The organism is Arthrobacter sp. TmtSoilC48 (assembly GCF_059739425.1).
The window spans coordinates 1,821,956-1,843,629 of sequence record NZ_AP046049.1; the positions used below are offsets into that span (position 1 = coordinate 1,821,956).

Genomic DNA, 21,674 nt, shown 5'->3' on the forward strand with positions numbered 1-21,674 from the left:
CGGATGCTATTCCGGTTCCGGGAGGGCATCTTAGCGTGTGAGGCGGGGCTGCGGCGAAAGCCGTGGCCCGGCCCCTGCGCGAACAGGCTCTAGGAACTAGTATTGGTTCCTGAATCTGCAATTTCACCAAAACCAAGCCCCCAAGTAGACTTGCTAAAGTTTCTGCCGCGAAAAGCGCGGCCGAGGAGCACTTCACTTGAAATCGTTCTAGGAGGAACCTGTGGCAAAGGCAAAGTTCGAGCGGACTAAGCCGCACGTCAACATCGGCACCATTGGTCACGTTGACCACGGTAAGACGACGCTGACTGCCGCCATTTCCAAGGTGCTGTACGACCAGTACCCGGACATCAACGAGCAGCGCGACTTCGCGTCCATCGACTCTGCTCCGGAAGAGCGCCAGCGCGGTATTACCATCAACATCTCCCACGTGGAGTACCAGACCGAGAAGCGTCACTACGCACACGTTGACGCCCCCGGTCACGCTGACTACATCAAGAACATGATCACCGGTGCTGCCCAGATGGACGGCGCAATCCTCGTGGTTGCCGCAACCGATGGTCCGATGGCCCAGACCCGCGAGCACGTTCTGCTCGCCCGCCAGGTTGGTGTTCCCTACCTGCTGGTCGCACTGAACAAGTCGGACATGGTTGATGACGAAGAACTCCTCGACCTCGTCGAAATGGAAGTTCGTGAGCTCCTGAGCTCGCAGGGCTTCGATGGCGATGAAGCTCCGGTTGTTCGCGTTTCCGGTCTGAAGGCTCTGGAAGGCGACCCGGTTTGGGTCAAGTCCGTCCAGGACCTGATGGCAGCTGTCGACGAGTCCGTTCCGGACCCCGTACGTGACCGCGACAAGCCGTTCCTGATGCCGATCGAAGACGTCTTCACCATCACCGGTCGTGGCACCGTTGTTACGGGCCGCGCCGAGCGTGGAACCCTCGCCATCAACTCCGAGGTCGAGATCGTCGGTATCCGCCCGGTCCAGAAGACCACGGTTACCGGTATCGAGATGTTCCACAAGCAGCTCGACGAAGCATGGGCCGGCGAGAACTGTGGCCTCCTGCTCCGCGGTCTCAAGCGCGACGACGTCGAGCGTGGCCAGGTTGTCGTCAAGCCGGGTTCCATCACCCCGCACACCGACTTCGAGGCCAACGTCTACATCCTTTCCAAGGACGAAGGCGGACGTCACAACCCGTTCTACTCGAACTACCGCCCGCAGTTCTACTTCCGTACCACGGACGTAACCGGCGTTATCACCCTGCCGGAAGGCACGGAAATGGTTATGCCTGGCGACAACACTGAGATGACCGTTGAGCTCATCCAGCCGATCGCTATGGAAGAGGGCCTCGGCTTCGCTATCCGCGAAGGCGGCCGCACCGTTGGTTCGGGACGTGTTACCAAGATCATCAAGTAGTTTCTACTTGTAGATCGGCAAACTTCCGGCCTGGTCGGTAGCTAGCCAAAGAAGAACCCCACCGCTTATGCGGTGGGGTTCTTCTTTGCTATGATTAATCTATCGATTGGATTAATGCCGTGCAGGCCTTGCGCCCGGCTTCACCGTAGGAGCTTCCATGCTGGGATTCTTGACGACGGGCCTTGTACTGCTGCTTTTGGCCGTTATTGGTGTCATTGGTTATGCGCTGGGTTTGGTGCGGGGCCGACGGGAGGCCGCCCGTTCGACGCCGACTGTCAGAGCCGACGACGCCGCCACTTACCGTGCGGGGTATCTCGCCGGCCATCTGGCAGGTTGGGAGGACGCGCGGGGGCAAAGCCGGCGGCCCGCAGTGCGGCAGCAGCCGGCGGCACCGCAGCAACCGGCGACAGTACAGCAGCCAGGGACAATACAGACACCGGGGAGAGTACAGCAACCGCCTGTAATACTGCAGCCGACGCCGTTCCAGCCCGTGATTCTGCCTCCTGCCGTTCAGCAGAGCGTGGGAATCTCGGCGCAGCCCGGGATTCAACCGTCCCACAGTCGCGGGCCTGTGCCCGTGCCAAGTTTTGCTCCTACGCCACAACAGCGGCAATTCCAGCCGACGCTTCCTCCGCGTGAGAGCCCGGAAACGGTAGCGGCGAGAAAGGAGAAGCGCGACCGCCAAAACATCAACATCACCCTGTACGTCGCGAGTCTGTTGCTTGTTGCCGCCGGCGCCCTGTTTGTTGGAACCAGTCTTCCTGGGGTTTTTCGGTTTGTGGCTATTTGGGCGATCACCATCTTGTTCTATGCGTCAGGACTCATCATCCAGCGAAGGGTGCCGCGGCTTCGCCCGGCAGCCATGGCCTTTACGGGAACAGGGCTGGCCCTGGTCCCGGTTACAGGTTTGGCCATGTACAACTTTGCCCTCCATGACGGCCCCATGGCATGGCTGGTCACTTCATTGCTGGGAACTGCTGCCTACGTTTACGCTGCTCTGCGCCTCGATAACAAGGTGCTGGCGTTGCTGTCACTTACCTTCGTGGTTTCCACGGCGTGGTCCGGAGTATCAGTGCTTGGCGGGGCCCTGGTCTGGTACTTCACGGCGCTGATTGGCGTTGCCATTCTCTTCACGCTGGCTGCACTGGTTCACCCCCGTTGGATCCCTCCGCTCTTTATGCGTCCTTTGGTGGTACTGCATCCGTTTGTAGTGCCGTTCGTGGGGCTCGCGGTAACCATGACGCCCAGCTTCCTGGCCAAGGGGGAGTACCCCATGGTCATGGTGATGTGCGCGCTGTACTTTGCGGTGATGCTGCTTGTGAGGTCAGGCCAGCACCGTTTGCTCAACTTCTATTGCGCCCGCGCCGCCTCCACCTTGGCTGTGTTGGGTTTTGTGTGGGATGTATCTGCGGATTCAAGCCACGTGCTGCTGGCAGGAATCATCTGCCTGGGTCTCCAATCGGTTGGAGTCGCATTCGGCGGAAAACGCCTGGTTCCACGCACGTGGTGGTACGACGCCGTCTGGTGCCTCGGGCTGCAAATTGTTGCCTCGGTTGTGCTCATGGTCATGGTTGGCGTGGGAAACTTCCAGCTGCCGGAGTTCCTGCCGCTCTTCATCGCGATATCGACCTCCATGGTGGTGGGGTGGAAGCTGGGCCAGGGGGCAGAGTTGGCACCGGCCGCCGTACTTGTTGTGGCAATACCGTTCGTTGGGTTGCTGGGTGCGTGGCCTGTGACCGTGCTGCTCGCTGTCGCCGGCCTCTATTGGTTCCTTCTGGGAGCCATCAGGCCAGGGCCACTTCGACATGTCTACGTCCTGGGCGGGCGGGTCGCCGTGACGCTGGCTGTAACGGCTTCGGCTGCGAGCGTCTTCACCGACCATCCGGACAGGTCTGCCTATACGTTGTTCGTTTTCGTAGCGGCGTGTGCCGTACAGCAGCTGGTGAGTGCCTTGCTTGAGGGCAACGGGGTCCGCACCGTGGGAGCACAGGCGTCCACGGCGGGGTTCGGCGGTGTGGCGATGGCAGGACTTCTTGCTTTGCCTCTTTTCGATGCCGCACCCGGGCGGCCCATTGTGGCGGTTGCTGTGGGGGTGGTGGTTGCCGCAGGCTTGGTGTCCGGCTGGTTGCTGTTCCCCCAGGGTAAGGGCAGCAGTGGTTCCGGCCCCGCAGGTGGTGGCGTGCTGACCTGGCGTCCGACCATGGGGGAGTTCCTTGCTCCGACCGCCGCTACGGTGGCAGGCATCGTGGCTGTGGTTGCTGTGTCGCGGACTCTGGGTAACGTTGTTCTCTTGGCGGCTGTCACCTACTTCTGCGCCACAGCCCTCCGGCTGCCCGCTTCCTTGCATAGGCAAAGCTACTGGTGGTTGGCGCGCGCTGCAGGAACCCTGTTGGCTGCCTCGGCCTACTACGACACAACGAAGGATGCCGGATTCCGGATTGCCGGTGAAGAGGTTGGCGTCGGCCTGACTGTCACAGTCGTTCTCGCCCTGCAGCTGATCCTGCCTCTGCGTGCGGGTTATGTTGCGAAGTTCCCGCGCCCGGCCATTATTGATGCTGGAGTGGTGCTTGCCGGCATGGTTCTGTGCAGTATGTTCCTCACCATGGATGGGGTTCCGGGGGGTCGCGAGGGCTGGCAACCAGGTGCCGCTGCCACGCTGACGGCACTGGCGGCCGTGGCCATGAGTACCGCGCTTCGAGCCCACAAACCGGGATGGTTGTTCGCTCCTGCGGCAATGGTTCTGCTGCTCGCCCTCCGGCTTGGAAACGTCAAGGATCTGGAACTCCTGCTGGGCATCTTTACGGCATATAGCGGCTTCATGGTTGGTGTCACCGGTCAACGCCTCGCCCGTGGTGGCTACCTGTTGGCTGTGCGCATTCTCTCCGGGGCCTTGGTCACACTGGTGGTGGCCGACTTCACGGGGTCGGCTGCGGCTACATCTGTCACCGTCGCGCTGATCCTTATCCTGCAGTTGCCGGTGCAGTTCCTTCTGCAGTCCTTTCTCCAGGGGCGGCACAGCGATGACCCCTTCCAGAAGGCAATGGTTTGGGCCGTTCCAAGTGCACAGCTACTTCTCCCACTGGTCTACTTCCTCGCAGAAGACTACGACGGCGGTGGCCGTTGGGTGCTCCTCGCGGAGTTGGCATTCGTTCCGGTAACGGCCGCGATCGCGTGGCGCACCTTTGGTGCCCGGGGAGCGCAGTACTTTGGGATCGCTGCAGTCACGGCAGGAGTGATTGCCGCTGGACCCTCCCTGGGCTTCCCATCCGACACGTGGTTGTATCAGCCGTTGCTGGATAAGTATCAAGTGCCCTGGGTACTGCTTGCGCTGGCTGTGGCTGCCGTGGTTGCCAGGGCAGTTTTCCCGCCCGTGAACGCGGGGACTGTCAGGACCGGCGACGGTTCACCCGCCGCTGTGGCCGAACGATTGCTGTGGTTGATTTCGGCACTCACCTTCACCACGGCGGGCGGCTTGTTGGCTCTGACCACGTCCCTGTCGCTGAGCGGTTTTGCCGTCCTGGTTCTGGCGTCGGTGCTGTTCGCTGCGTCGCACTTTGAGGGCATGCCTTCCCTCTATGCCGCGGCCGCGCCCGCCGCGCTGGTTGGTGCCGTGACCGCCGTCGACGGCTTGCTGGATGGCCGCGAACCGACTGCCTGGGACTCCTTCCTTCCATGGCTGATAGGCGCAATGGGAACCGGGGCGGCCATGTATGTGGTCCGACGACTGGGCGGACCTTCCATCACCTCACATCCCTGGCGGCGGAACGCCCTGGTGATAAGTTCGATCACGGGGCTTGGCGCAGCTGCGGCCACCGGCCTGGCACGGGACGAGACCTCGCTGGTGGGTGCGGGCTTGATCCTGGTTGCCGGAGTGTTGGTGGTCATCGAGGTCCCGAACGGCAAGCGCCTGGCCGGGGAAATCACTGCACTGGCAACCCTTGCGGGGTTCCAACGGGCCGTGCTGTTTGTGGATGGCGGCTCACCTGACTGGTTCTGGGCCGCGCAATGGTACGTCGTCGCGGGCGCGGTTATGGCAGGGGTGCGCTACATGGGCTTCCAGCGTCCAGAGGGACATTTGCGGCTTGCCCTCACAGCAGGGCTGCTGTCCTTGACGGCCGTGGGGACAAGTTTCGTGGGAACATCGTCCCAGCAGATATACGTCCTCGTGGCTCATGTGGTGCTCCTGGTGGCCGGACTGCTCCTGGCTGAGCGAATGTTCGTGTGGTGGGGCGCAGCTGGTGTGGCAGCCAGCATCATGTGGGCGCTGCGCAGTTACGCATTCGCCATGCTGGCACTCGTCGCCTTGGCCCTCATCGTCCTGGCGGTATGGAGGCTGAACCGAAAACCGCCTGCAACCGACGGAAACAATCCAACACCGGAACCCTCACCTGCATCCAGCCGGGATGGAATCCGCTAACGTTGAACCCAATGAGAGGAGCACCATGGAATTCCTGATTTTCCTTGCCATCATCGCGGTGATCGGCGGCGGAGTGCTGTGGGGTCGCAAGTACTTCCGCAATGAAATTGAGCGGGCCAAGCGCATCAACCGCGCCAACAAGAACAAGTAGCCCAATCCGGAGTTAACCCACGTGGGCTAGTGTTCCCGATGGCGTGCACGGCCCAGTGCCCGGTACCAGTAAAACGAGTCTTTGGGTGTGCGCTCCAAGGTGTCGAAGTCCACGTGCACCAAGCCGAAACGTTGCGAGTACCCTGCCGCCCACTCGAAATTGTCCAGTAGCGTCCACACGTAGTAGCCGCGGAGTTCGACGTCCTCGGCGATCCCGCCGGGTCCCGTAGCAGTCAGTGCGTGGCCAAGATGCTCCGCCAGGTAACTGATCCGGTTATGGTCCTGTATAGGCCCATCCACGTGCGAAGGCTCCGGGAAACTGGCCCCTCCTTCAGTGATGTAGACCGGTGGAAGGGCATCGCCGTAGCGGTCCTTCATCTCGCGGAGCAGTACTGCCAAATGCTCCGGCGCCACCGGCCAGCCGAATCCAGTCGTTTCGTACTCCTGGTAGGCGGCCAGGTGAAATGGCACTTTCGTCATTTCGACAGCCGTGCCCGTGGGGATCTCCGCCGGCCCTCGCCCCGCAGCAACCTTGACCGGGTAGTAGTAGTTGAGCCCATAGAAGTCCAGTGGCTGGCTGATCAGTTCAAGGTCACCATCCCTGATGGTTCCCAACGAGCGGAACCAAGGTTTCATGGGCAAGGGTGGCCGGGGGTACTGCCCCAGCAGGACCGCGTCAGCATAGATGCGGTTGAGGAGCAGATCGAAGGACTGGGCCATCAAACGGTCCGAGAGGCTGTTGCTCGCTGGGCGGACGGGGGAGTGCATGTTGGAGATGCCGATCTGCCCCTTCACCCCGGCGTCACGCAGGGCGCGCACTGCCAACCCATGGCCCAGCAGTTGATGGTGGGCGGCCGGCAAGGCGTCGAACAACAACTGGCGGCCGGGCGCGTGGACGCCCAAAGCATAGCCCTGGAGCGTGACGGAAACTGGTTCGTTCATAGTGACCCAGTGCTCCACGCGGTCCCCAAAGCGCTCCGCTGCAGCGCTGCAATAAACAGCAAAGCGTTCCGCTGTATCCCGATTGATCCAGCCGCCGGAGTGTTCAAGTTCCAGGGGAGTATCCCAGTGGAACAGGGTGACCATGGGGGAGATGCCGGCAGCAAGGAGTTTGTCGATCAGGCGATCGTAGAAGTCCAGCCCACGCTGGTTGATTGTGCCCGTGCCGCCGGGCTGGATCCTGGGCCAGGAAAGGGAGAAACGGTACGAATCGATGCCGAGTTCCTGCATCAGGCTGATATCTTCGTCGGCGCGGTTGTAGTGATCGCAGGCTATGGTGGGCGAGTCGGCGTCGACGATTGCTCCCGGCTTCTGCGCGAACGCATCCCAGCCCGAAGGTCCCCGCCCATCAGCGGTTACGGAACCTTCAATCTGGAAGGCAGCGGCCGCGACCCCCAGCGTGAACCCGGGACGTAGGCGCGCGGCCAGATCTTCCACGGAACCCATATCCTGGGCGGTCATTCCACTATCATCCCTATCGGGTGGCTGCTGTGGCAATGCCCGTCCGGGCCCCGATTGGCCTTTGGCCTTTATTTCCGGCATACTGGATGAGTTGTTCAAGCGCTTCTTCGTGTCCCGATCCGGATAATGCCGGGTGTCAGGGTCCAGGCTGAAGCCCAAACATAACCCTGAACCCCATGGAATGCGGTCGAGTTTGCGTGAAAATCGCGACACGCCCGACCGCGGGGGTCGGTGCGCCGGCAGGTTGAGGAACCCGGAATGATCCGGATTCAGCTTGTGCGGCGTGTGGTGGTAAAACCTCAAACGCTTCGGCGGCCACGCCAACAGGTAAGTAAACAGAGCAGCCCTAACTAGAGCAGCACTAGCTGAAAGAGAGTCAGGCGACATGGCGGGACAAAAAATCCGCATCCGGCTGAAGTCATATGACCACGAGGTCATTGATGTTTCAGCGCGGAAGATCGTTGAGACGGTCACGCGCGCAGGCGCAACGGTAGTCGGCCCGGTGCCGCTTCCGACGGAGAAGAACGTGTACTGCGTTATCCGCTCTCCGCACAAGTACAAGGACAGCCGTGAGCACTTCGAAATGCGTACTCACAAGCGTCTGATCGACATCATCGACCCCACGCCGAAGGCTGTTGACTCGCTTATGCGTCTCGACCTGCCTGCAGACGTGAACATCGAAATCAAGCTCTAGGGAGGTGCTGAGAGACTATGACCGCAACCCGTAACGTAAAGGGCCTGCTGGGCACGAAGCTCGGCATGACCCAGGTCTGGGACGAGAACAACAAGCTCATCCCGGTAACTGTCGTCCAGGCTGACTCCAACGTCATCACCCAGCTGCGCAACGCAGAGGTAGATGGCTACGTCGCCGTCCAGATCGGCTACGGCCAGATCGACCCCCGCAAGGTCACCAAGCCGCTGGCTGGTCACTTTGAAAAGGCTGGCGTAACTCCTCGCCGCCACGTTGTCGAACTGCGTACCGCAGACGCCGCATCCTACGAGCTGGGCCAGGAGCTCTCTGTCGAGATCTTCGAAGCCGGCCAGAAGATCGACGTCGTTGGAACCTCCAAGGGTAAGGGCTTTGCCGGTGTTATGAAGCGTCACGGCTTCCACGGCGTTGGCGCTTCCCACGGTGCCCACAAGAACCACCGTAAGCCTGGCTCCATCGGTGGCGCATCCACCCCGAGCCGCGTCTTCAAGGGCCTGAAAATGGCCGGCCGCATGGGCGCCGAGCGTCACACGACGCTGAACCTCACGGTTCACGCTGTTGACGTTGAGAAGTCGCTGCTCCTTATCAAGGGTGCCGTCCCCGGTGCCCGCGGCCAGGTCGTACTCGTACGCACCGCCGTGAAGGGAGCCTAGTTAGATGACTAGCACTGTCAAGGTAGACCTGCCTGCAGAGATCTTCGACGTCCAGACCAACGTGCCGCTGCTGCACCAGGTCGTCGTCGCACAGCTCGCTGCTGCCCGCCAGGGTACCCACAAGACGAAGACCCGCGCCGAGGTTTCCGGTGCAGGTCGCAAGCCGTTCAAGCAGAAGGGCACCGGCCGCGCCCGTCAGGGTTCCATCCGTGCTCCTCACATGACCGGCGGTGGCGTTGTCCACGGTCCGACCCCTCGTGACTACAGCCAGCGCACCCCCAAGAAGATGAAGGCTGCTGCTCTCCGCGGCGCCCTGTCTGACCGCGCCCGCAACGGTCGCATCCACGTCATCGCTGAACTGGTTGCCGGCACCAAGCCGTCCGCCAAGGAAGCACTGGCTTCGCTGCGTGCAGTCTCCGAGCGCAAGAACCTGCTCGTTGTTATCGAGCGCGCCAACGACGTCGCTGCACTCTCCGTGCGCAACCTCGCAGATGTTCACGTTCTGTACGCAGACCAGCTGAACACCTACGACGTTCTCATCTCCGACGACGTGGTCTTCACCAAGGCTGCTTTCGAGGCGTTCGTCGCTGACAAGGCCAAGAACGAGGAGGCCTCCAAGTGAGCGTAACCACCATCAAGGACCCGCGCGACGTCGTGCTTGCACCCGTCGTATCGGAAAAGAGCTACGGTCTGATCGACGAAGGCAAGTACACCTTCCTGGTGGACCCCCGCTCGAACAAGACCGAGATCAAATTGGCCGTAGAGAAGATCTTCTCGGTCAAAGTTGACTCGATCAACACCATCAACCGTGCCGGTAAGCGCAAGCGCACCAAATTCGGCTGGGGACAGCGCAAGAGCACCAAGCGTGCAATTGTCACCCTCAAAGAAGGCACAATCGACATCTTCGGCGGTCCGCTCGCGTAGCGGAGACCACTTTAACGAGGAATTAAATTATGGGAATCCGTAAATACAAGCCGACTACCCCGGGCCGTCGTGGCTCGAGCGTAGCCGACTTTGCTGAAATCACGCGATCGACTCCGGAAAAGTCGTTGCTGCGTCCGCTGCACAAGACTGGCGGCCGCAACAACTCCGGTAAGATCACCACCCGTCACAAGGGTGGTGGGCACAAGCGCCAGTACCGTCTGATCGACTTCCGTCGTCACGACAAGGACGGCATCAACGCCCGCGTTGCCGAAATCGAGTACGACCCGAACCGCACGGCTCGCATCGCACTCCTGCACTACGTTGATGGCACCAAGCGTTACATCATCGCTCCCAACAAGCTGTCCCAGGGTGACTTCGTCGAGGCTGGTCCCGACGCTGACATCAAGCCGGGCAACAACCTGCCGCTGCGCAACATCCCGGTTGGTACCGTAATCCACGCAGTTGAACTGCGTCCGGGTGGCGGCGCCAAGATGGCACGTTCCGCAGGTGCTTCGGTACAGCTCGTTGCCAAGGAAGGCCGCTTCGCCCAGCTGCGTCTGCCCTCCGGCGAAATCCGCAACGTTGACGTGCGCTGCCGCGCAACCGTCGGCGAGGTCGGCAACGCCGAGCAGTCGAACATCAACTGGGGCAAGGCCGGCCGTATGCGCTGGAAGGGCGTTCGCCCGACCGTCCGTGGTGTAGCCATGAACCCGGTTGACCACCCGCACGGTGGTGGTGAAGGTAAGACTTCCGGTGGACGTCACCCGGTTAACCCGAACGGCAAGCCCGAGGGCCGTACCCGCCGTCCGAACAAAGAGAGCGACAAGCTTATTGTTCGTCGCCGCCGTACTGGCAAGAACAAGCGATAGGAGCCTGGACACATGCCACGCAGCCTGAAAAAAGGTCCTTTCGTTGACCAGCACCTCTTTGTGAAGGTCGCACGGGAAAACGATAAGGGCACCAAGAACGTCATCAAGACCTGGTCCCGCCGTTCGATGATCATCCCCGACATGCTCGGGCACACGATCGCCGTACACGACGGACGCAAGCACATCCCGGTGTTTGTCACTGAGTCGATGGTCGGGCACAAGCTCGGCGAATTCGCTCCCACGCGGACATTCCGCGGCCATGTTAAGGACGACCGTAAGGGCAAGCGCCGCTAGGCGCCTGACTTTACGTCTTAGACGAGAGAAGGAAAGCAATGGAAGCCAAGGCTATTGCGCGTCACATCCGCGTAACGCCTATGAAGGCCCGGCGCGTCGTCAACCTTGTTCGTGGTAAGCAAGCGAATGAGGCTCTGGCAATTCTGAAGTTTGCCCCCCAGGCAGCTTCGGAGCCGGTATTCAAGGTACTTCAGTCGGCAATGGCCAACGCACGTGTCCTCGCGGACCGTGACGGCGTTGCATTCGACGACAGCGACCTGTTCATCAGCGAAGCATTCGTTGATGAAGGCCCGACCATGAAGCGGTTCCAGCCGCGTGCCCAAGGCCGCGCCTACCGCATTAGGAAGCGGACCAGCCACATCACCGTGGTCGTCGCAACCCCGGAGAAAGAGGAGGCTCGCTAAGTGGGACAGAAAGTAAACCCGCACGGGTTCCGACTCGGCATCACCACCGACCACGTTTCGCACTGGTTTGCTGACAGCAACAAGGCCGGACAGCGCTACAAGGACTTCGTCCGCGAGGACATCAAGATCCGTCAGCTCATGTCCACGGGCATGGAGCGCGCCGGCATCGCCAAGGTTGAGATCGAGCGCACCCGTGACCGTGTCCGCGTGGATATCCACACGGCACGCCCGGGTATCGTCATCGGTCGCCGTGGCGCCGAAGCAGACCGCATCCGCGGCGAGCTCGAAAAGCTCACTGGCAAGCAGGTTCAGCTGAACATCCTCGAGGTCAAGAACCCCGAGATGGAAGCACAGCTTGTTGCCCAGGGCATCGCTGAGCAGCTGACTTCCCGCGTGGCTTTCCGCCGTGCGATGAAGAAGGCCATGCAGTCCGCACAGCGTGCGGGTGCCAAGGGTATCCGTGTTGCTTGCTCGGGTCGTCTGGGTGGCGCAGAAATGTCCCGCTCGGAGTTCTACCGCGAAGGCCGTGTGCCCCTGCACACGCTCCGCGCGAACATCGACTACGGCTTCTACGAAGCCAAGACCACCTTCGGCCGCATCGGTGTGAAGGTTTGGATCTACAAGGGTGACGTAACCGCCAAGGAACTGGCTCAGCAGGCAGCTGCTGCTCCGTCCCGTGGCCGCGCAGGAGACCGTCCGGGCCGCCCGGGTGGCGACCGCCGTCGTCGTAACGACCGTCCGGCAGCTGAGGCAGCACCCGCTGCCGTTGAAGCACCGGCCGCTGAAGCTGCTGCTCCTGCAGCAGAAGGAGGAGAGGCTTAAATGCTTATCCCACGTCGAGTCAAGCACCGTAAGCAGCACCACCCGGGTCGTTCCGGCGCTGCAACGGGTGGCACCAAGGTCAGCTTCGGTGAGTACGGTATCCAGGCCCTGAGCCCGGCATACGTGACGAACCGTCAGATCGAGTCCGCCCGTATCGCGATGACCCGCCACATCAAGCGTGGCGGTAAGGTCTGGATCAACATCTACCCGGACCGTCCGCTGACGAAGAAGCCTGCTGAAACCCGTATGGGTTCCGGTAAGGGTTCTCCGGAATGGTGGGTCGCAAACGTCAAGCCGGGCCGGGTTCTCTTTGAACTCTCCGGTGTCAATGAAGAGGTAGCTCGCGAGGCCCTGCGCCTGGCAATCCACAAGCTCCCGTTGAAGGCACGCATTGTGCGTCGCGAAGGTGGTGAATAGAAATGGCAGTAGGGTCGAAGGATCTCGCACCCGCACAGCTGGACGGTTTCGACAACGAGCGTCTCGTTGAAGAACTCCGCAAGTCCAAGGAAGAGCTGTTCAACCTGCGTTTCCAGTCCGCCACCGGTCAGCTGGAGAACCACGGTCGCCTGCGTGCGGTAAAGAAGGACATCGCACGCATCTACACCGTTCTGCGTGAGCGCGAGCTGGGCATTCGTGCCGAGGTTGCCGCACCGGTTGTGGAAGCCAAGGAAGAAAAGAAGTCCAAGAAGGCTGCCAAGGCTGAAACTGCCGAAGCTGAAGCTGGAGAGGACGCCAAGTGAGCGAGAAGGAAACTGTGACGGAAGCAGCAGCCAGCGCTGAACAGCGCGGTTACCGTAAGACGCGTCGCGGCTACGTTGTCTCTGACAAGATGGAAAAGACCATCGTTGTTCAGGTTGAAGACCGCGTGAAGCACGCTCTGTACGGCAAGGTTATTCGCCGCACTTCGAAGGTCAAGGCTCACGACGAAGAGAACACCGCCGGCATCGGCGACCTCGTTCTCATCTCTGAGACCCGCCCGCTGTCCGCTACCAAGCGGTGGCGCCTGGTGGAGATCCTCGAAAAGGCCAAGTAAATCCGACGCCGGGCTTGCCCGGTTTGGATTCACTGGAAGGGTCCGCGTTCTGTATGGAACGCGGGCCCTTCCGCGTTCCCGGCGCGTTTCGGAAAGACCAGCGAAACATGCTAGGATATTGAGTTTGTATGGCGCCATTTGTGCGTCATCGACTACCTCGTAAACAATCGTGCCGCTGCATACTGCCCCGCGCAGAGTTTTCTGCAAGGGAAGCTGATGCTCGTGGCACGGGCGTTTAGGCCTGTTCTGGCAAAATCCAGGCAGGTCAAGAGACACCCCGATCAACCGTTCCGCAAGGCTCATTCCGTATGCATGATTTCGGTCTGAGAACCGGCGCGACGCAAGGAGTAAAAATTGATTCAGCAGGAGTCGCGACTCAAGGTCGCCGACAACACGGGTGCTAAGGAAATCCTTACCATTCGCGTTCTCGGTGGATCCGGTCGTCGCTACGCAGGCATTGGCGACGTCATCGTCGCTACCGTCAAGGACGCTATTCCCGGCGGAAACGTAAAGAAGGGCGACGTCGTCAAGGCGGTCATCGTCCGTACCAAGAAGGAACGCCGCCGTGCGGATGGTTCCTACATCAAGTTTGACGAAAACGCAGCTGTGATCCTGAAGAACGACGGTGACCCCCGCGGTACCCGTATCTTCGGCCCGGTTGGTCGTGAACTTCGCGACAAGAAGTTCATGAAGATCGTTTCGCTGGCCCCGGAGGTGCTTTAGTCCATGGCTAAGATCAAAAAGGGTGACCTCGTTCAGGTCATCACCGGCGCCAAGCAGGAACGTGGCGGCGACCGCGGCAAGCAGGGCAAGGTCCTGCGCGTATTCCCGGACACCAACCGCGTGCTGGTAGAGGGAATCAACCGCGTCACCAAGCACACCAAGGTCGGTCAGTCGCAGCGCGGCACCAAGACCGGTGGCATCGAGGTTGTTGAGGCCCCGATCCACGTTTCCAACGTTGCTCTGGTTGACCCGTCGACCAAGAAGCCGACCCGTGTTGGTTTCCGTCTCGACACCGTTGAGAAGGATGGCGCTACCAAGACCGTCCGGATCCGCGTGTCCAAGGCCACCGGGAAGGACATCTGATGAGTGAGACACTGTCTGAGACCACCGTCGAAACGAAGATCGTTCCTCGTCTGAAGACGAAGTATGCAGAGACCATCAAGAAGTCCCTGCAGGACGAGTTCAGCTACGCGAACGTGAACCAGGTTCCCCGCCTGGTGAAGGTTGTTGTGAACATGGGTGTTGGAGATGCCGCCAAGGACTCCAAGCTGATCGACGGCGCTGTCCGCGACCTCACCCTGATCACCGGCCAGAAGCCGCAGGTAACCAAGGCCCGCAAGTCGATCGCACAGTTCAAGCTGCGCGAAGGCATGCCGATCGGTGCACACGCAACTCTGCGTGGAGACCGCATGTGGGAATTCGTGGACCGTCTGGTTTCGCTGGCTCTGCCGCGTATCCGTGACTTCCGCGGCCTCAACGGCAAGCAGTTCGATGGCAACGGCAACTACACCTTCGGTCTGACCGAGCAGGTTATGTTCCACGAAATCGACCAGGACTCCATCGACCGCGTTCGCGGTATGGACATCACGGTCGTCACCACTGCCAAGACCGACGACGAAGGCCGCGCGCTGCTCAAGGCGCTTGGTTTCCCGTTCAAGACCGAAAACTAACTACGTAACAGGTCCGGCAGCGGGGCTCGCAAGAGCGGGCGCTGCGGAAACCGTTATGAGGAAGGGCTATAGCCCAAATGACTATGACAGATCCTGTCGCAGACATGCTCACGCGTCTGCGCAATGCAAACTCGGCATACCACGACACCGTGACCATGCCGTACAGCAAGCTGAAGGCACGCGTTGCTGACATCCTGAAGGCAGAAGGCTACATTGCCGGCTGGAAGGAAGAAGACGCCGAGGTTGGCAAGAAGCTGACCATCGACCTGAAGTTCGGTCCGAACCGCGAGCGTTCCATCGCTGGCGTCCGCCGCATCTCCAAGCCCGGCCTCCGCGTATACGCGAAGTCCACCAACCTGCCTCACGTGCTGGGTGGCCTGGGTATCGCTATCCTGTCCACCTCTTCCGGCCTCCTGACTGACAAGCAGGCCGGCAAGAAGGGCGTGGGCGGCGAAGTCCTCGCGTACGTCTGGTAACGGGAAAGGAAGAGAATAATGTCACGTATTGGACGTCTCCCCATCACCGTTCCTGCCGGAGTTGAGGTCAAGCTCGATGGCTCCGTCATCAGCGTCAAGGGTTCCAAGGGAGAGCTGAGCCACACTGTAGCCAGCCCGATCGAGGTTTCCCTGGAAGAGAACACTCTCACGGTCACCCGCCCGAACGACGAGCGCAACTCGCGTTCGCTGCACGGCCTGACCCGCACCCTGATCGCCAACATGATCCAGGGCGTTACCGAGGGCTACGAGAAGAAGCTTGAAATCGTTGGTACTGGTTACCGCGTTCAGGCAAAGGGTTCTGACCTGGAGTTCGCTCTTGGCTTCAGCCACCCGGTTAATGTCTCGGCACCCGAAGGCATCACCTTCGTAGTAGAGGGTCCGACCAAGCTCTCTGTTGCGGGTATCAACAAGCAGCAGGTCGGCGAGGTTGCTGCCAACATTCGCAAGCTGCGCAAGCCTGACCCCTACAAGGGCAAGGGTGTCCGTTACGCCGGCGAAGTCATCCGCCGCAAGGTCGGAAAGGCTGGTAAGTAAACCATGGCCATCGCAATTAACAAGAAGCGTACGAACAAGAGCAAGTCTGCTGCACGCAGCCGTCGCCAGCTTCGTATCCGCAAGCGCATCACCGGCACGGCTGTACGTCCTCGTCTGGTCGTCAACCGTTCGGCCCGCCACATCTTCGTCCAGGTTGTCGATGACAGCAAGGGTGTAACCGTGGCTTACGCTTCCACCCTGGAAGCTGACCTTCGCGCACTCGACGGAGACAAGACTGCCAAGGCCAAGCGCGTGGGTGAGCTCGTTGCCGAGCGTGCCAAGGCTGCAGGCGTCGAAGCTGTTGTCTTCGACCGTGGCGGTAACAAGTACCACGGCCGCATCGCCGCCGTCGCTGACGGTGCTCGCGAAGGTGGGCTGGCACTGTGACCGTTGAAAATAACGAAAAGGACATTCAGGTGACTGAAGCTGTAGCTGCTGAAGCAACTGAGACCGCACCCGCTACCGACGACCGCCGCGGCGGACGTCGTGGCGAGCGCGGCGAGCGTGGCCAGGGCCGCGGCGACCGTGGTGGCCGTGGTGGCCGCGACGGCGGTCGCGAAGCCGAGAAGAGCCAGTTCGTAGAGCGCGTTGTAACCATCAACCGCGTTGCCAAGGTCGTCAAGGGTGGTCGTCGCTTCAGCTTCACCGCACTCGTCGTCGTCGGTGACGGCAACGGCATGGTTGGCGTCGGCTACGGCAAGGCCAAGGAAGTTCCCGCTGCTATCGCAAAGGGCGTCGAAGAGGCCAAGAAGTCCTTCTTCCGCGTTCCCCGCGTTGGCAACACCATCCCGCACCGTGTGCAGGGTGAGGCTGCTGCAGGCGTTGTCCTGCTGCGTCCGGCTTCCGCCGGTACCGGTGTTATCGCCGGTGGTCCGGTCCGCGCGGTACTGGAGTGCGTGGGTATCCACGACATCCTCTCCAAGTCGCTCGGTTCCTCCAACGCGATCAACATCGTTCACGCGACCGTTGACGCTCTGAAGCAGCTCGAAGAGCCCGCTTCGGTGGCTGCCCGCCGTGGCCTGCCGCTGGACGAGGTTGCTCCTGCTGCTCTGGTGCGCGCGCTCCAGAACCAGAAGGCAGGTGTTTAGTCATGGCTAAGAACCTGACTCCCTCCGACGCCAAGTTGGAGATCACCCAGATCAAGGGCGTCATCGGCGCCAAGCAGAACCAGAAGGCTACCCTCCGGTCCCTCGGCCTGAAGCGCATCGGACACACTGTTGTCCGTGACGCCGACGCCGTGACCGTTGGAATGCTCAACACGGTTCCGCACCTCGTGAATGTAGAGGAGGCGAAGTAATGGCCGAGAACAAGACCGCTGCAGAGGCTGCTGAGAAGCAGAACGCTCTGAAGGTCCACCACCTGCGTCCCGCCCCGGGTGCCAAGACCACCAAGACCCGTGTTGGTCGTGGTGAAGGCTCCAAGGGTAAGACCGCTGGTCGCGGTACCAAGGGTACGAAGGCCCGCTACCAGGTAAAGGCTGGCTTTGCCGGCGGCCAGCTGCCGCTGCACATGCGCCTGCCGAAGCTGCGCGGCTTCAAGAACCCGTTCCGGGTTGAGTTCCAGGTTGTGAACCTGGACAAGCTCAACGAGCTGTTCCCGGAAGGTGGCGCTGTCACCGTTGAGTCCCTGGTTGAGAAGGGTGCCGTTCGCAAGAACCAGCCCGTCAAGGTCCTGGGCACCGGCGACATCACCGTCAAGGTTGACGTCACCGCCCACGCTTTCTCTTCCAGCGCTGCTGAAAAGATTGCTGCAGCAGGTGGAAGCACCACTGCTCTCTAAGAGCCAGTGGGGCTGATGCCCGTTGTAAAAAAGATCCCGGTATGCGGGGCTTCGGCCCCGTATGCCGGGATTTTTTGCGTGAAAGTGGACTCTCGATTATTACGACGGCGTCACAAGCAGCTAGACTCGGTTGTTGGGTTTCATTGAGCCCATCCACATCCTTGTACTTTCTACTCAGGAGGACGCTTGCTAAGCGCATTCGGCCGGGCGTTTCGGACGCCTGATTTGCGACGCAAGTTGTTGTTCACGCTGGGAATCATCACAATCTTCCGCTTGGGAGCTTTCATCCCCTCGCCTGGTGTGAACTACCAGAATGTCCAGCAATGCTTGAACACCGGTGACACCTCGCAGGGCATCTACCAGCTGGTTAACCTGTTCAGCGGCGGCGCGTTGCTGCAGGTCTCGATCTTTGCCCTGGGCATCATGCCCTACATCACGGCGAGCATCATCGTGCAGCTGCTCCGGGTGGTCATTCCCCGGTTCCAGCAGCTCTACGAAGAGGGCTCTTCGGGCCAATCGAAGTTGACCCAGTACACCCGGTACCTCACCATCGCGCTTGGCCTCTTGAACGCCACCACCCTGGTGTCCTTGGCCCGTTCCGGCCAGCTGCTTCCGGGCTGCAACCTCCCGATCATTCCTGATGAGAGCATCATTACCACCATCCTCATCATCATCACGCTGACGGCCGGTACCGGCCTCATCATGTGGATGGGCGAGCTCGTCACGGAAAAGGGTGTGGGCAACGGTATGTCGCTGCTCATTTTCACCTCCATCGCTGCAGGCTTCCCTGGATCATTGGGTTCCATCTGGACCTCCAAGGGGCCGGGAACGTTCTTCACCGTCCTGGCTGTGGGTCTGCTCACGGTGGCATTGGTGGTCTTCGTGGAACAGTCCCAGCGGCGGGTTCCGGTCCAATATGCCAAGCGCATGATCGGACGCCGCACCGTGGGTGGCACCAGCACCTACATCCCCATCAAGGTGAACATGGCCGGCGTCGTGCCCGTCATCTTCGCTTCCTCCATGCTGTACCTGCCAGGCCTGATTGCGCAGTTCAACCAGCCGAAGCCAGGGGAGCAGCTGGCGCCCTGGGTTGAGTGGATCAACAACAACCTCACCCGCGGCGACCACCCCATCTACATGGCGCTGTACTTCGCCATGATCGTGTTCTTCACCTACTTCTATGTGGCCATCACCTTCAACCCTGAAGAAGTGTCGGACAACATGAAGAAGTACGGCGGGTTCATTCCGGGCATCCGGGCGGGTAAACCGACCGCGGACTACCTGCAGTACGTGCTTTCCAGGATCACCCTGCCGGGAGCCTTCTATCTGGGCTTCGTGGCGTTGATTCCGCTGGTTGCACTCGTCCTGATCAACGCCAACCAGAACTTCCCGTTTGGTGGCACGTCAATCCTGATCATGGTGGGTGTCGGCCTGGAAACCGTCAAGCAGATTGATGCGCAGCTACAACAACGTCACTACGAAGGGCTTTTGCGATGACGAGAATGCTGATCATTGGACCTCCCGGTTCGGGTAAGGGTACGCAGGCTGAGCGGATTTCCGAGCGCCTCGGCGTAGTCGCCATCTCCACCGGCGACATCTTCCGTGCCAACGTTAAGGGCGAAACCCCTTTGGGCATTGAAGCCAAGAAATACATGGATGCAGGGGACTTCGTTCCGGACAGCGTCACGAACAACATGGTTCGTGACCGCCTGAGCCAGAGCGACGTCGAGAACGGCTTCCTTTTGGACGGCTACCCGCGCACCACCGCGCAGGTCGACTACCTGGACCAGATCCTCGCTGAAGGCGAGCAGGAGCTCGACGTCGTGCTCCAGCTGACTGCCGACGACGAAGAACTGGTGTCCCGCCTGCTGGGCCGTGCGAAGGAAACCGGGCGCTCTGACGACAATGAGGCCGTCATCCGTCACCGGCTGGACCTCTACCACGAGCAGACTGAGGCCGTTGTTGCCAAGTATGCCGAGCGCGGCATCCTGACGCAGGTGGACGGAATCGGCGGCATCGACGAAGTCACCGACCGCGTTCTCACCGCCATCGAGTCGGCCAAGGCCGTCTAGCGAGGGCTTTCCACATAGCCGGATCGTCGGCGCTGGAGCAAAGGGTGTGTCCCGTACCATTGGTGCGGGACACACCCTTTTCGTTTCGCGGCAGTTTTTGGGGGAACCGCATGCAAACAGCTCTTTCCGGACACAGCAGGATTGCGGGTTTGGAGGTTTACCTTCCACCTGCGCGACTGGAGACTTCCGCCGTCGAACGCCGTATTGGTGAGTCGAGTCCGGGGTTCCGGGTACCCAAGGGCTTGATCTCCCGTGTTACCGGGATCCGCTCCCGGAGCGTCATGGCAGACTCCGAGCAAGCATCGGACCTTGCGGCCAATGCTGCGGCGAAGCTCCTTGCTGAATGTGGCCTGCAGGCCCCGGACATAGACCTCCTCATCTTCGCGTCCGCCAGCCAGGACATGGTGGAACCGGCTACGGGCCACATGGCCGCCGCCAAACTCGGACTTTGCTGCCCTGTGATGGATGTGAAGAATGCGTGCAACAGTTTCCTGAACGGCCTGGAAGTGGGCGATGCCCTGATTGCCACGGGACGGTATGCCAGGGTCCTGGTGGTCACGGGGGAGTCGCCGTCGCGGGCGGTCCGTTGGAGGGTTCCGGACTTTGGCACTTTCGCGTCAAGCTTTCCCGGGTACACCATGAGCGACGGCGGTGCGGCAGTGTTGCTTGAACCCGCGGGTCCGGCGGCAATGGCGTCGAACGGACTGGAGGCGGGGCCGGCAGGCATTCTTGGTATGGGCTTCACTGCCCGCAGCAGCCACTGGTCTGTCGGCACCTTGGCTGCAGGTGGATCTGCTTATCCGCGCGATCCGGAAGCTACCTATTTCACCATGGACGGTGAGAAGCTCAAGGACGCTTTTCTGGATTTGGGCTGCGGCGTCCTGGACGAAACTTTGGACGGCCTGGGTCTGCAGTGGACGGACTTCGCCGTGGTTTGCGTGCACCAGGTGAGTGCACCGTACCGGGAGGTCTTTGCGGAACGGGCCGGTGTTCCGCGTGAGTTGCTGGTTCCTTCGGTAGAGGACTTCGGAAATTTGGCCTCAGTTAGCTTGCCCCTGCAATTGAAACTCGCCGTGGACAGTGGACGCTGCGGTCCGGGAGATCTTGTGGCCTTGGTGGGACTCGCCGGTGGCGTCAGCCTGGGTATGGGGGTGGTGCGGCTGTGACGCCGGAACACAATCCCGGAAGCACGGCCCCTACCCGGCCGCTGTCCATCGCCCTGCCCATGCTGAACGAAGAGAAGCTTGTCCGGCAGACGTTGGACTCTCTTGCGGCCCAGGAGCACCCGGACTTCACGGTGGTGGTTGTAGACAACGGATCCACGGACTCCAGCTGTTCGATCGTGGCAGAGTTCGCCGCAGCCCATCCCACTATGGACATCAGGCTTGTCCATGAAGCCGAGAAGGGGACGGGCGCGGCCGCGGATACCGGCATGCGCTTCGGTGTGGAGCATGGCGCGAGGTGGCTGGCCCGGACGGATGCCGATTGCCTCGCTGCGCCGGATTGGACCGCGAGGATTGTCCGGGCCTTCAACGACGGCCTGGAACTCATCGCCGGCCAGCTTGTGCCCCGTGATGATGAAGGCATCAGTGCGGGGGAGCGGAGGATGATGCTCCTGGCAGTTGAGATCGCATCCTTCTTCGGCCGTATTCGCCCCGGCAACAAAGGTGACGGATATCTGGGCCGTTATCAGATGCTTCCAGGGTGCAATATGGCGATCACGGCAGATATGTATCACCGTTCAGGTGGGTTCCCGAGGACCAGCATAGAAGACCTCCATGAAGACCGCGCACTGTCCAACCGCGTGCGAAAGCTGACCCGCAATTACGCGCTGCGCCGGGATGTTGTGGTGTACGGCTCCTCACGGCGGGTCAAAGCCTGGGGTTTGAAGAACACCCTGGCTTGGTATGCGGACCACCGGTACCGGCCAGAGCACGTGGACATCCGGTGACGCCGTGATAACCAACGGAAG

28 protein-coding genes are annotated in these 21,674 nt (G+C 61.0%); 27 read left to right on the forward strand and 1 reads right to left on the reverse strand.

What is annotated here, in order from left to right; translation table 11 throughout:
- Nucleotides 1-220: 220 nt before the first annotated feature.
- The 3 genes from tuf (at nt 221) to AC6I97_RS08615 (ending at nt 5,979) form a co-directional block, all read left to right on the forward strand.
- A complete protein-coding gene (gene tuf, locus AC6I97_RS08605) occupies nt 221-1,411 on the forward strand; it encodes an elongation factor Tu (protein WP_224088318.1) in 1,191 nt (396 codons plus the stop codon).
- Between the two features lie 157 nt (nt 1,412-1,568).
- Nucleotides 1,569-5,828 carry a hypothetical protein gene (locus AC6I97_RS08610; RefSeq protein WP_497944681.1) on the forward strand — a complete coding sequence of 1,420 codons (4,260 nt, stop codon included), beginning with the start codon at nt 1,569-1,571 and terminating at the stop codon, nt 5,826-5,828.
- A gap of 25 nt (nt 5,829-5,853) precedes the next feature.
- Nucleotides 5,854-5,979, forward strand: coding sequence for a hypothetical protein (locus tag AC6I97_RS08615; RefSeq protein WP_263422265.1), 126 nt, complete (start codon nt 5,854-5,856; stop codon nt 5,977-5,979).
- Between the two features lie 26 nt (nt 5,980-6,005).
- On the opposite strand, the gene AC6I97_RS08620 is transcribed toward AC6I97_RS08615, so the two are convergent.
- Nucleotides 6,006-7,439, reverse strand: coding sequence for a GH1 family beta-glucosidase (locus AC6I97_RS08620; protein ID WP_309925787.1), 1,434 nt, complete (start codon nt 7,437-7,439; stop codon nt 6,006-6,008).
- Nucleotides 7,440-7,824: 385 nt separating this feature from the next.
- Here AC6I97_RS08620 and rpsJ point away from each other — a divergent pair, with 385 nt between their 5' ends.
- From rpsJ to AC6I97_RS08740, 24 genes are all read left to right on the forward strand, one after another.
- The gene (gene rpsJ, locus AC6I97_RS08625; RefSeq protein ID WP_003803825.1) at nt 7,825-8,133 is read left to right on the forward strand and encodes a 30S ribosomal protein S10; all 309 of its coding nucleotides are present in this window, start codon (nt 7,825-7,827) and stop codon (nt 8,131-8,133) included.
- Nucleotides 8,134-8,150: 17 nt separating this feature from the next.
- Entirely contained in the window at nt 8,151-8,801 is a 651-nt protein-coding gene (gene rplC / locus AC6I97_RS08630) for a 50S ribosomal protein L3 (RefSeq protein ID WP_026539807.1), read from the forward strand.
- 4 nt (nt 8,802-8,805) lie between these two features.
- Nucleotides 8,806-9,423, forward strand: coding sequence for a 50S ribosomal protein L4 (gene rplD / locus AC6I97_RS08635; protein ID WP_223933977.1), 618 nt, complete (start codon nt 8,806-8,808; stop codon nt 9,421-9,423).
- Nucleotides 9,420-9,725 (forward strand): 50S ribosomal protein L23, encoded by a 306-nt coding sequence (gene rplW / locus AC6I97_RS08640; protein WP_011775593.1) that lies wholly within the window; start codon nt 9,420-9,422, stop codon nt 9,723-9,725. Before rplD ends, rplW begins: the two co-directional genes overlap by 4 nt.
- 29 nt (nt 9,726-9,754) lie before the next feature.
- A complete protein-coding gene (gene rplB, locus AC6I97_RS08645) occupies nt 9,755-10,594 on the forward strand; it encodes a 50S ribosomal protein L2 (protein WP_011775592.1) in 840 nt (279 codons plus the stop codon).
- 12 nt (nt 10,595-10,606) lie between these two features.
- Nucleotides 10,607-10,888 (forward strand): 30S ribosomal protein S19, encoded by a 282-nt coding sequence (gene rpsS / locus AC6I97_RS08650; protein ID WP_011775591.1) that lies wholly within the window; start codon nt 10,607-10,609, stop codon nt 10,886-10,888.
- Nucleotides 10,889-10,926: 38 nt separating this feature from the next.
- Nucleotides 10,927-11,292, forward strand: a complete 366-nt coding sequence (gene rplV / locus AC6I97_RS08655) for a 50S ribosomal protein L22 (protein ID WP_090817766.1) — start codon at nt 10,927-10,929, stop codon at nt 11,290-11,292.
- Complete coding sequence (gene rpsC, locus AC6I97_RS08660; protein WP_224088313.1) at nt 11,293-12,114, forward strand: 30S ribosomal protein S3; 822 nt, start codon at nt 11,293-11,295, stop codon at nt 12,112-12,114.
- On the forward strand, nt 12,115-12,531 hold the full coding sequence (gene rplP / locus AC6I97_RS08665) for a 50S ribosomal protein L16 (protein ID WP_003803795.1): 417 nt from the start codon (nt 12,115-12,117) through the stop codon (nt 12,529-12,531).
- A gap of 2 nt (nt 12,532-12,533) precedes the next feature.
- A complete protein-coding gene (gene rpmC / locus AC6I97_RS08670; RefSeq protein ID WP_275959788.1) occupies nt 12,534-12,854 on the forward strand; it encodes a 50S ribosomal protein L29 in 321 nt (106 codons plus the stop codon).
- Nucleotides 12,851-13,147 (forward strand): 30S ribosomal protein S17, encoded by a 297-nt coding sequence (rpsQ, locus tag AC6I97_RS08675; RefSeq protein WP_142938371.1) that lies wholly within the window; start codon nt 12,851-12,853, stop codon nt 13,145-13,147. Before rpmC ends, rpsQ begins: the two co-directional genes overlap by 4 nt.
- A gap of 354 nt (nt 13,148-13,501) precedes the next feature.
- On the forward strand, nt 13,502-13,870 hold the full coding sequence (gene rplN, locus AC6I97_RS08680; protein WP_003803789.1) for a 50S ribosomal protein L14: 369 nt from the start codon (nt 13,502-13,504) through the stop codon (nt 13,868-13,870).
- 3 nt (nt 13,871-13,873) lie between these two features.
- Nucleotides 13,874-14,233, forward strand: coding sequence for a 50S ribosomal protein L24 (gene rplX / locus AC6I97_RS08685; protein WP_062073171.1), 360 nt, complete (start codon nt 13,874-13,876; stop codon nt 14,231-14,233).
- Nucleotides 14,233-14,820, forward strand: a complete 588-nt coding sequence (gene rplE / locus AC6I97_RS08690; RefSeq protein ID WP_223933975.1) for a 50S ribosomal protein L5 — start codon at nt 14,233-14,235, stop codon at nt 14,818-14,820. The genes rplX and rplE overlap by 1 nt, the downstream gene beginning before the upstream one ends.
- 77 nt (nt 14,821-14,897) lie before the next feature.
- Entirely contained in the window at nt 14,898-15,296 is a 399-nt protein-coding gene (gene rpsH, locus AC6I97_RS08695) for a 30S ribosomal protein S8 (RefSeq protein WP_216925090.1), read from the forward strand.
- A gap of 18 nt (nt 15,297-15,314) precedes the next feature.
- Complete coding sequence (rplF, locus tag AC6I97_RS08700) at nt 15,315-15,851, forward strand: 50S ribosomal protein L6 (RefSeq protein ID WP_144659422.1); 537 nt, start codon at nt 15,315-15,317, stop codon at nt 15,849-15,851.
- Between the two features lie 3 nt (nt 15,852-15,854).
- Nucleotides 15,855-16,238, forward strand: coding sequence for a 50S ribosomal protein L18 (gene rplR / locus AC6I97_RS08705; protein ID WP_223933973.1), 384 nt, complete (start codon nt 15,855-15,857; stop codon nt 16,236-16,238).
- A gap of 29 nt (nt 16,239-16,267) precedes the next feature.
- Nucleotides 16,268-16,939, forward strand: a complete 672-nt coding sequence (rpsE, locus tag AC6I97_RS08710; RefSeq protein WP_216925200.1) for a 30S ribosomal protein S5 — start codon at nt 16,268-16,270, stop codon at nt 16,937-16,939.
- Between the two features lie 2 nt (nt 16,940-16,941).
- Nucleotides 16,942-17,148: a 50S ribosomal protein L30 gene (gene rpmD / locus AC6I97_RS08715; protein WP_216925092.1), complete on the forward strand. Its 207-nt coding sequence runs from the start codon at nt 16,942-16,944 to the stop codon at nt 17,146-17,148.
- Nucleotides 17,148-17,630, forward strand: coding sequence for a 50S ribosomal protein L15 (gene rplO, locus AC6I97_RS08720; RefSeq protein WP_224164997.1), 483 nt, complete (start codon nt 17,148-17,150; stop codon nt 17,628-17,630). The genes rpmD and rplO overlap by 1 nt, the downstream gene beginning before the upstream one ends.
- Before the next feature lie 186 nt (nt 17,631-17,816).
- A complete protein-coding gene (gene secY / locus AC6I97_RS08725) occupies nt 17,817-19,127 on the forward strand; it encodes a preprotein translocase subunit SecY (RefSeq protein ID WP_497944682.1) in 1,311 nt (436 codons plus the stop codon).
- 5 nt (nt 19,128-19,132) lie between these two features.
- The gene (locus AC6I97_RS08730; protein ID WP_224091119.1) at nt 19,133-19,702 is read left to right on the forward strand and encodes an adenylate kinase; all 570 of its coding nucleotides are present in this window, start codon (nt 19,133-19,135) and stop codon (nt 19,700-19,702) included.
- A gap of 110 nt (nt 19,703-19,812) precedes the next feature.
- Nucleotides 19,813-20,868: a 3-oxoacyl-ACP synthase III family protein gene (locus AC6I97_RS08735; protein WP_497944683.1), complete on the forward strand. Its 1,056-nt coding sequence runs from the start codon at nt 19,813-19,815 to the stop codon at nt 20,866-20,868.
- Complete coding sequence (locus AC6I97_RS08740) at nt 20,865-21,653, forward strand: glycosyltransferase family 2 protein (RefSeq protein WP_497944684.1); 789 nt, start codon at nt 20,865-20,867, stop codon at nt 21,651-21,653. The genes AC6I97_RS08735 and AC6I97_RS08740 overlap by 4 nt, the downstream gene beginning before the upstream one ends.
- The last annotated feature ends 21 nt before the right edge of the window (nt 21,654-21,674 follow it).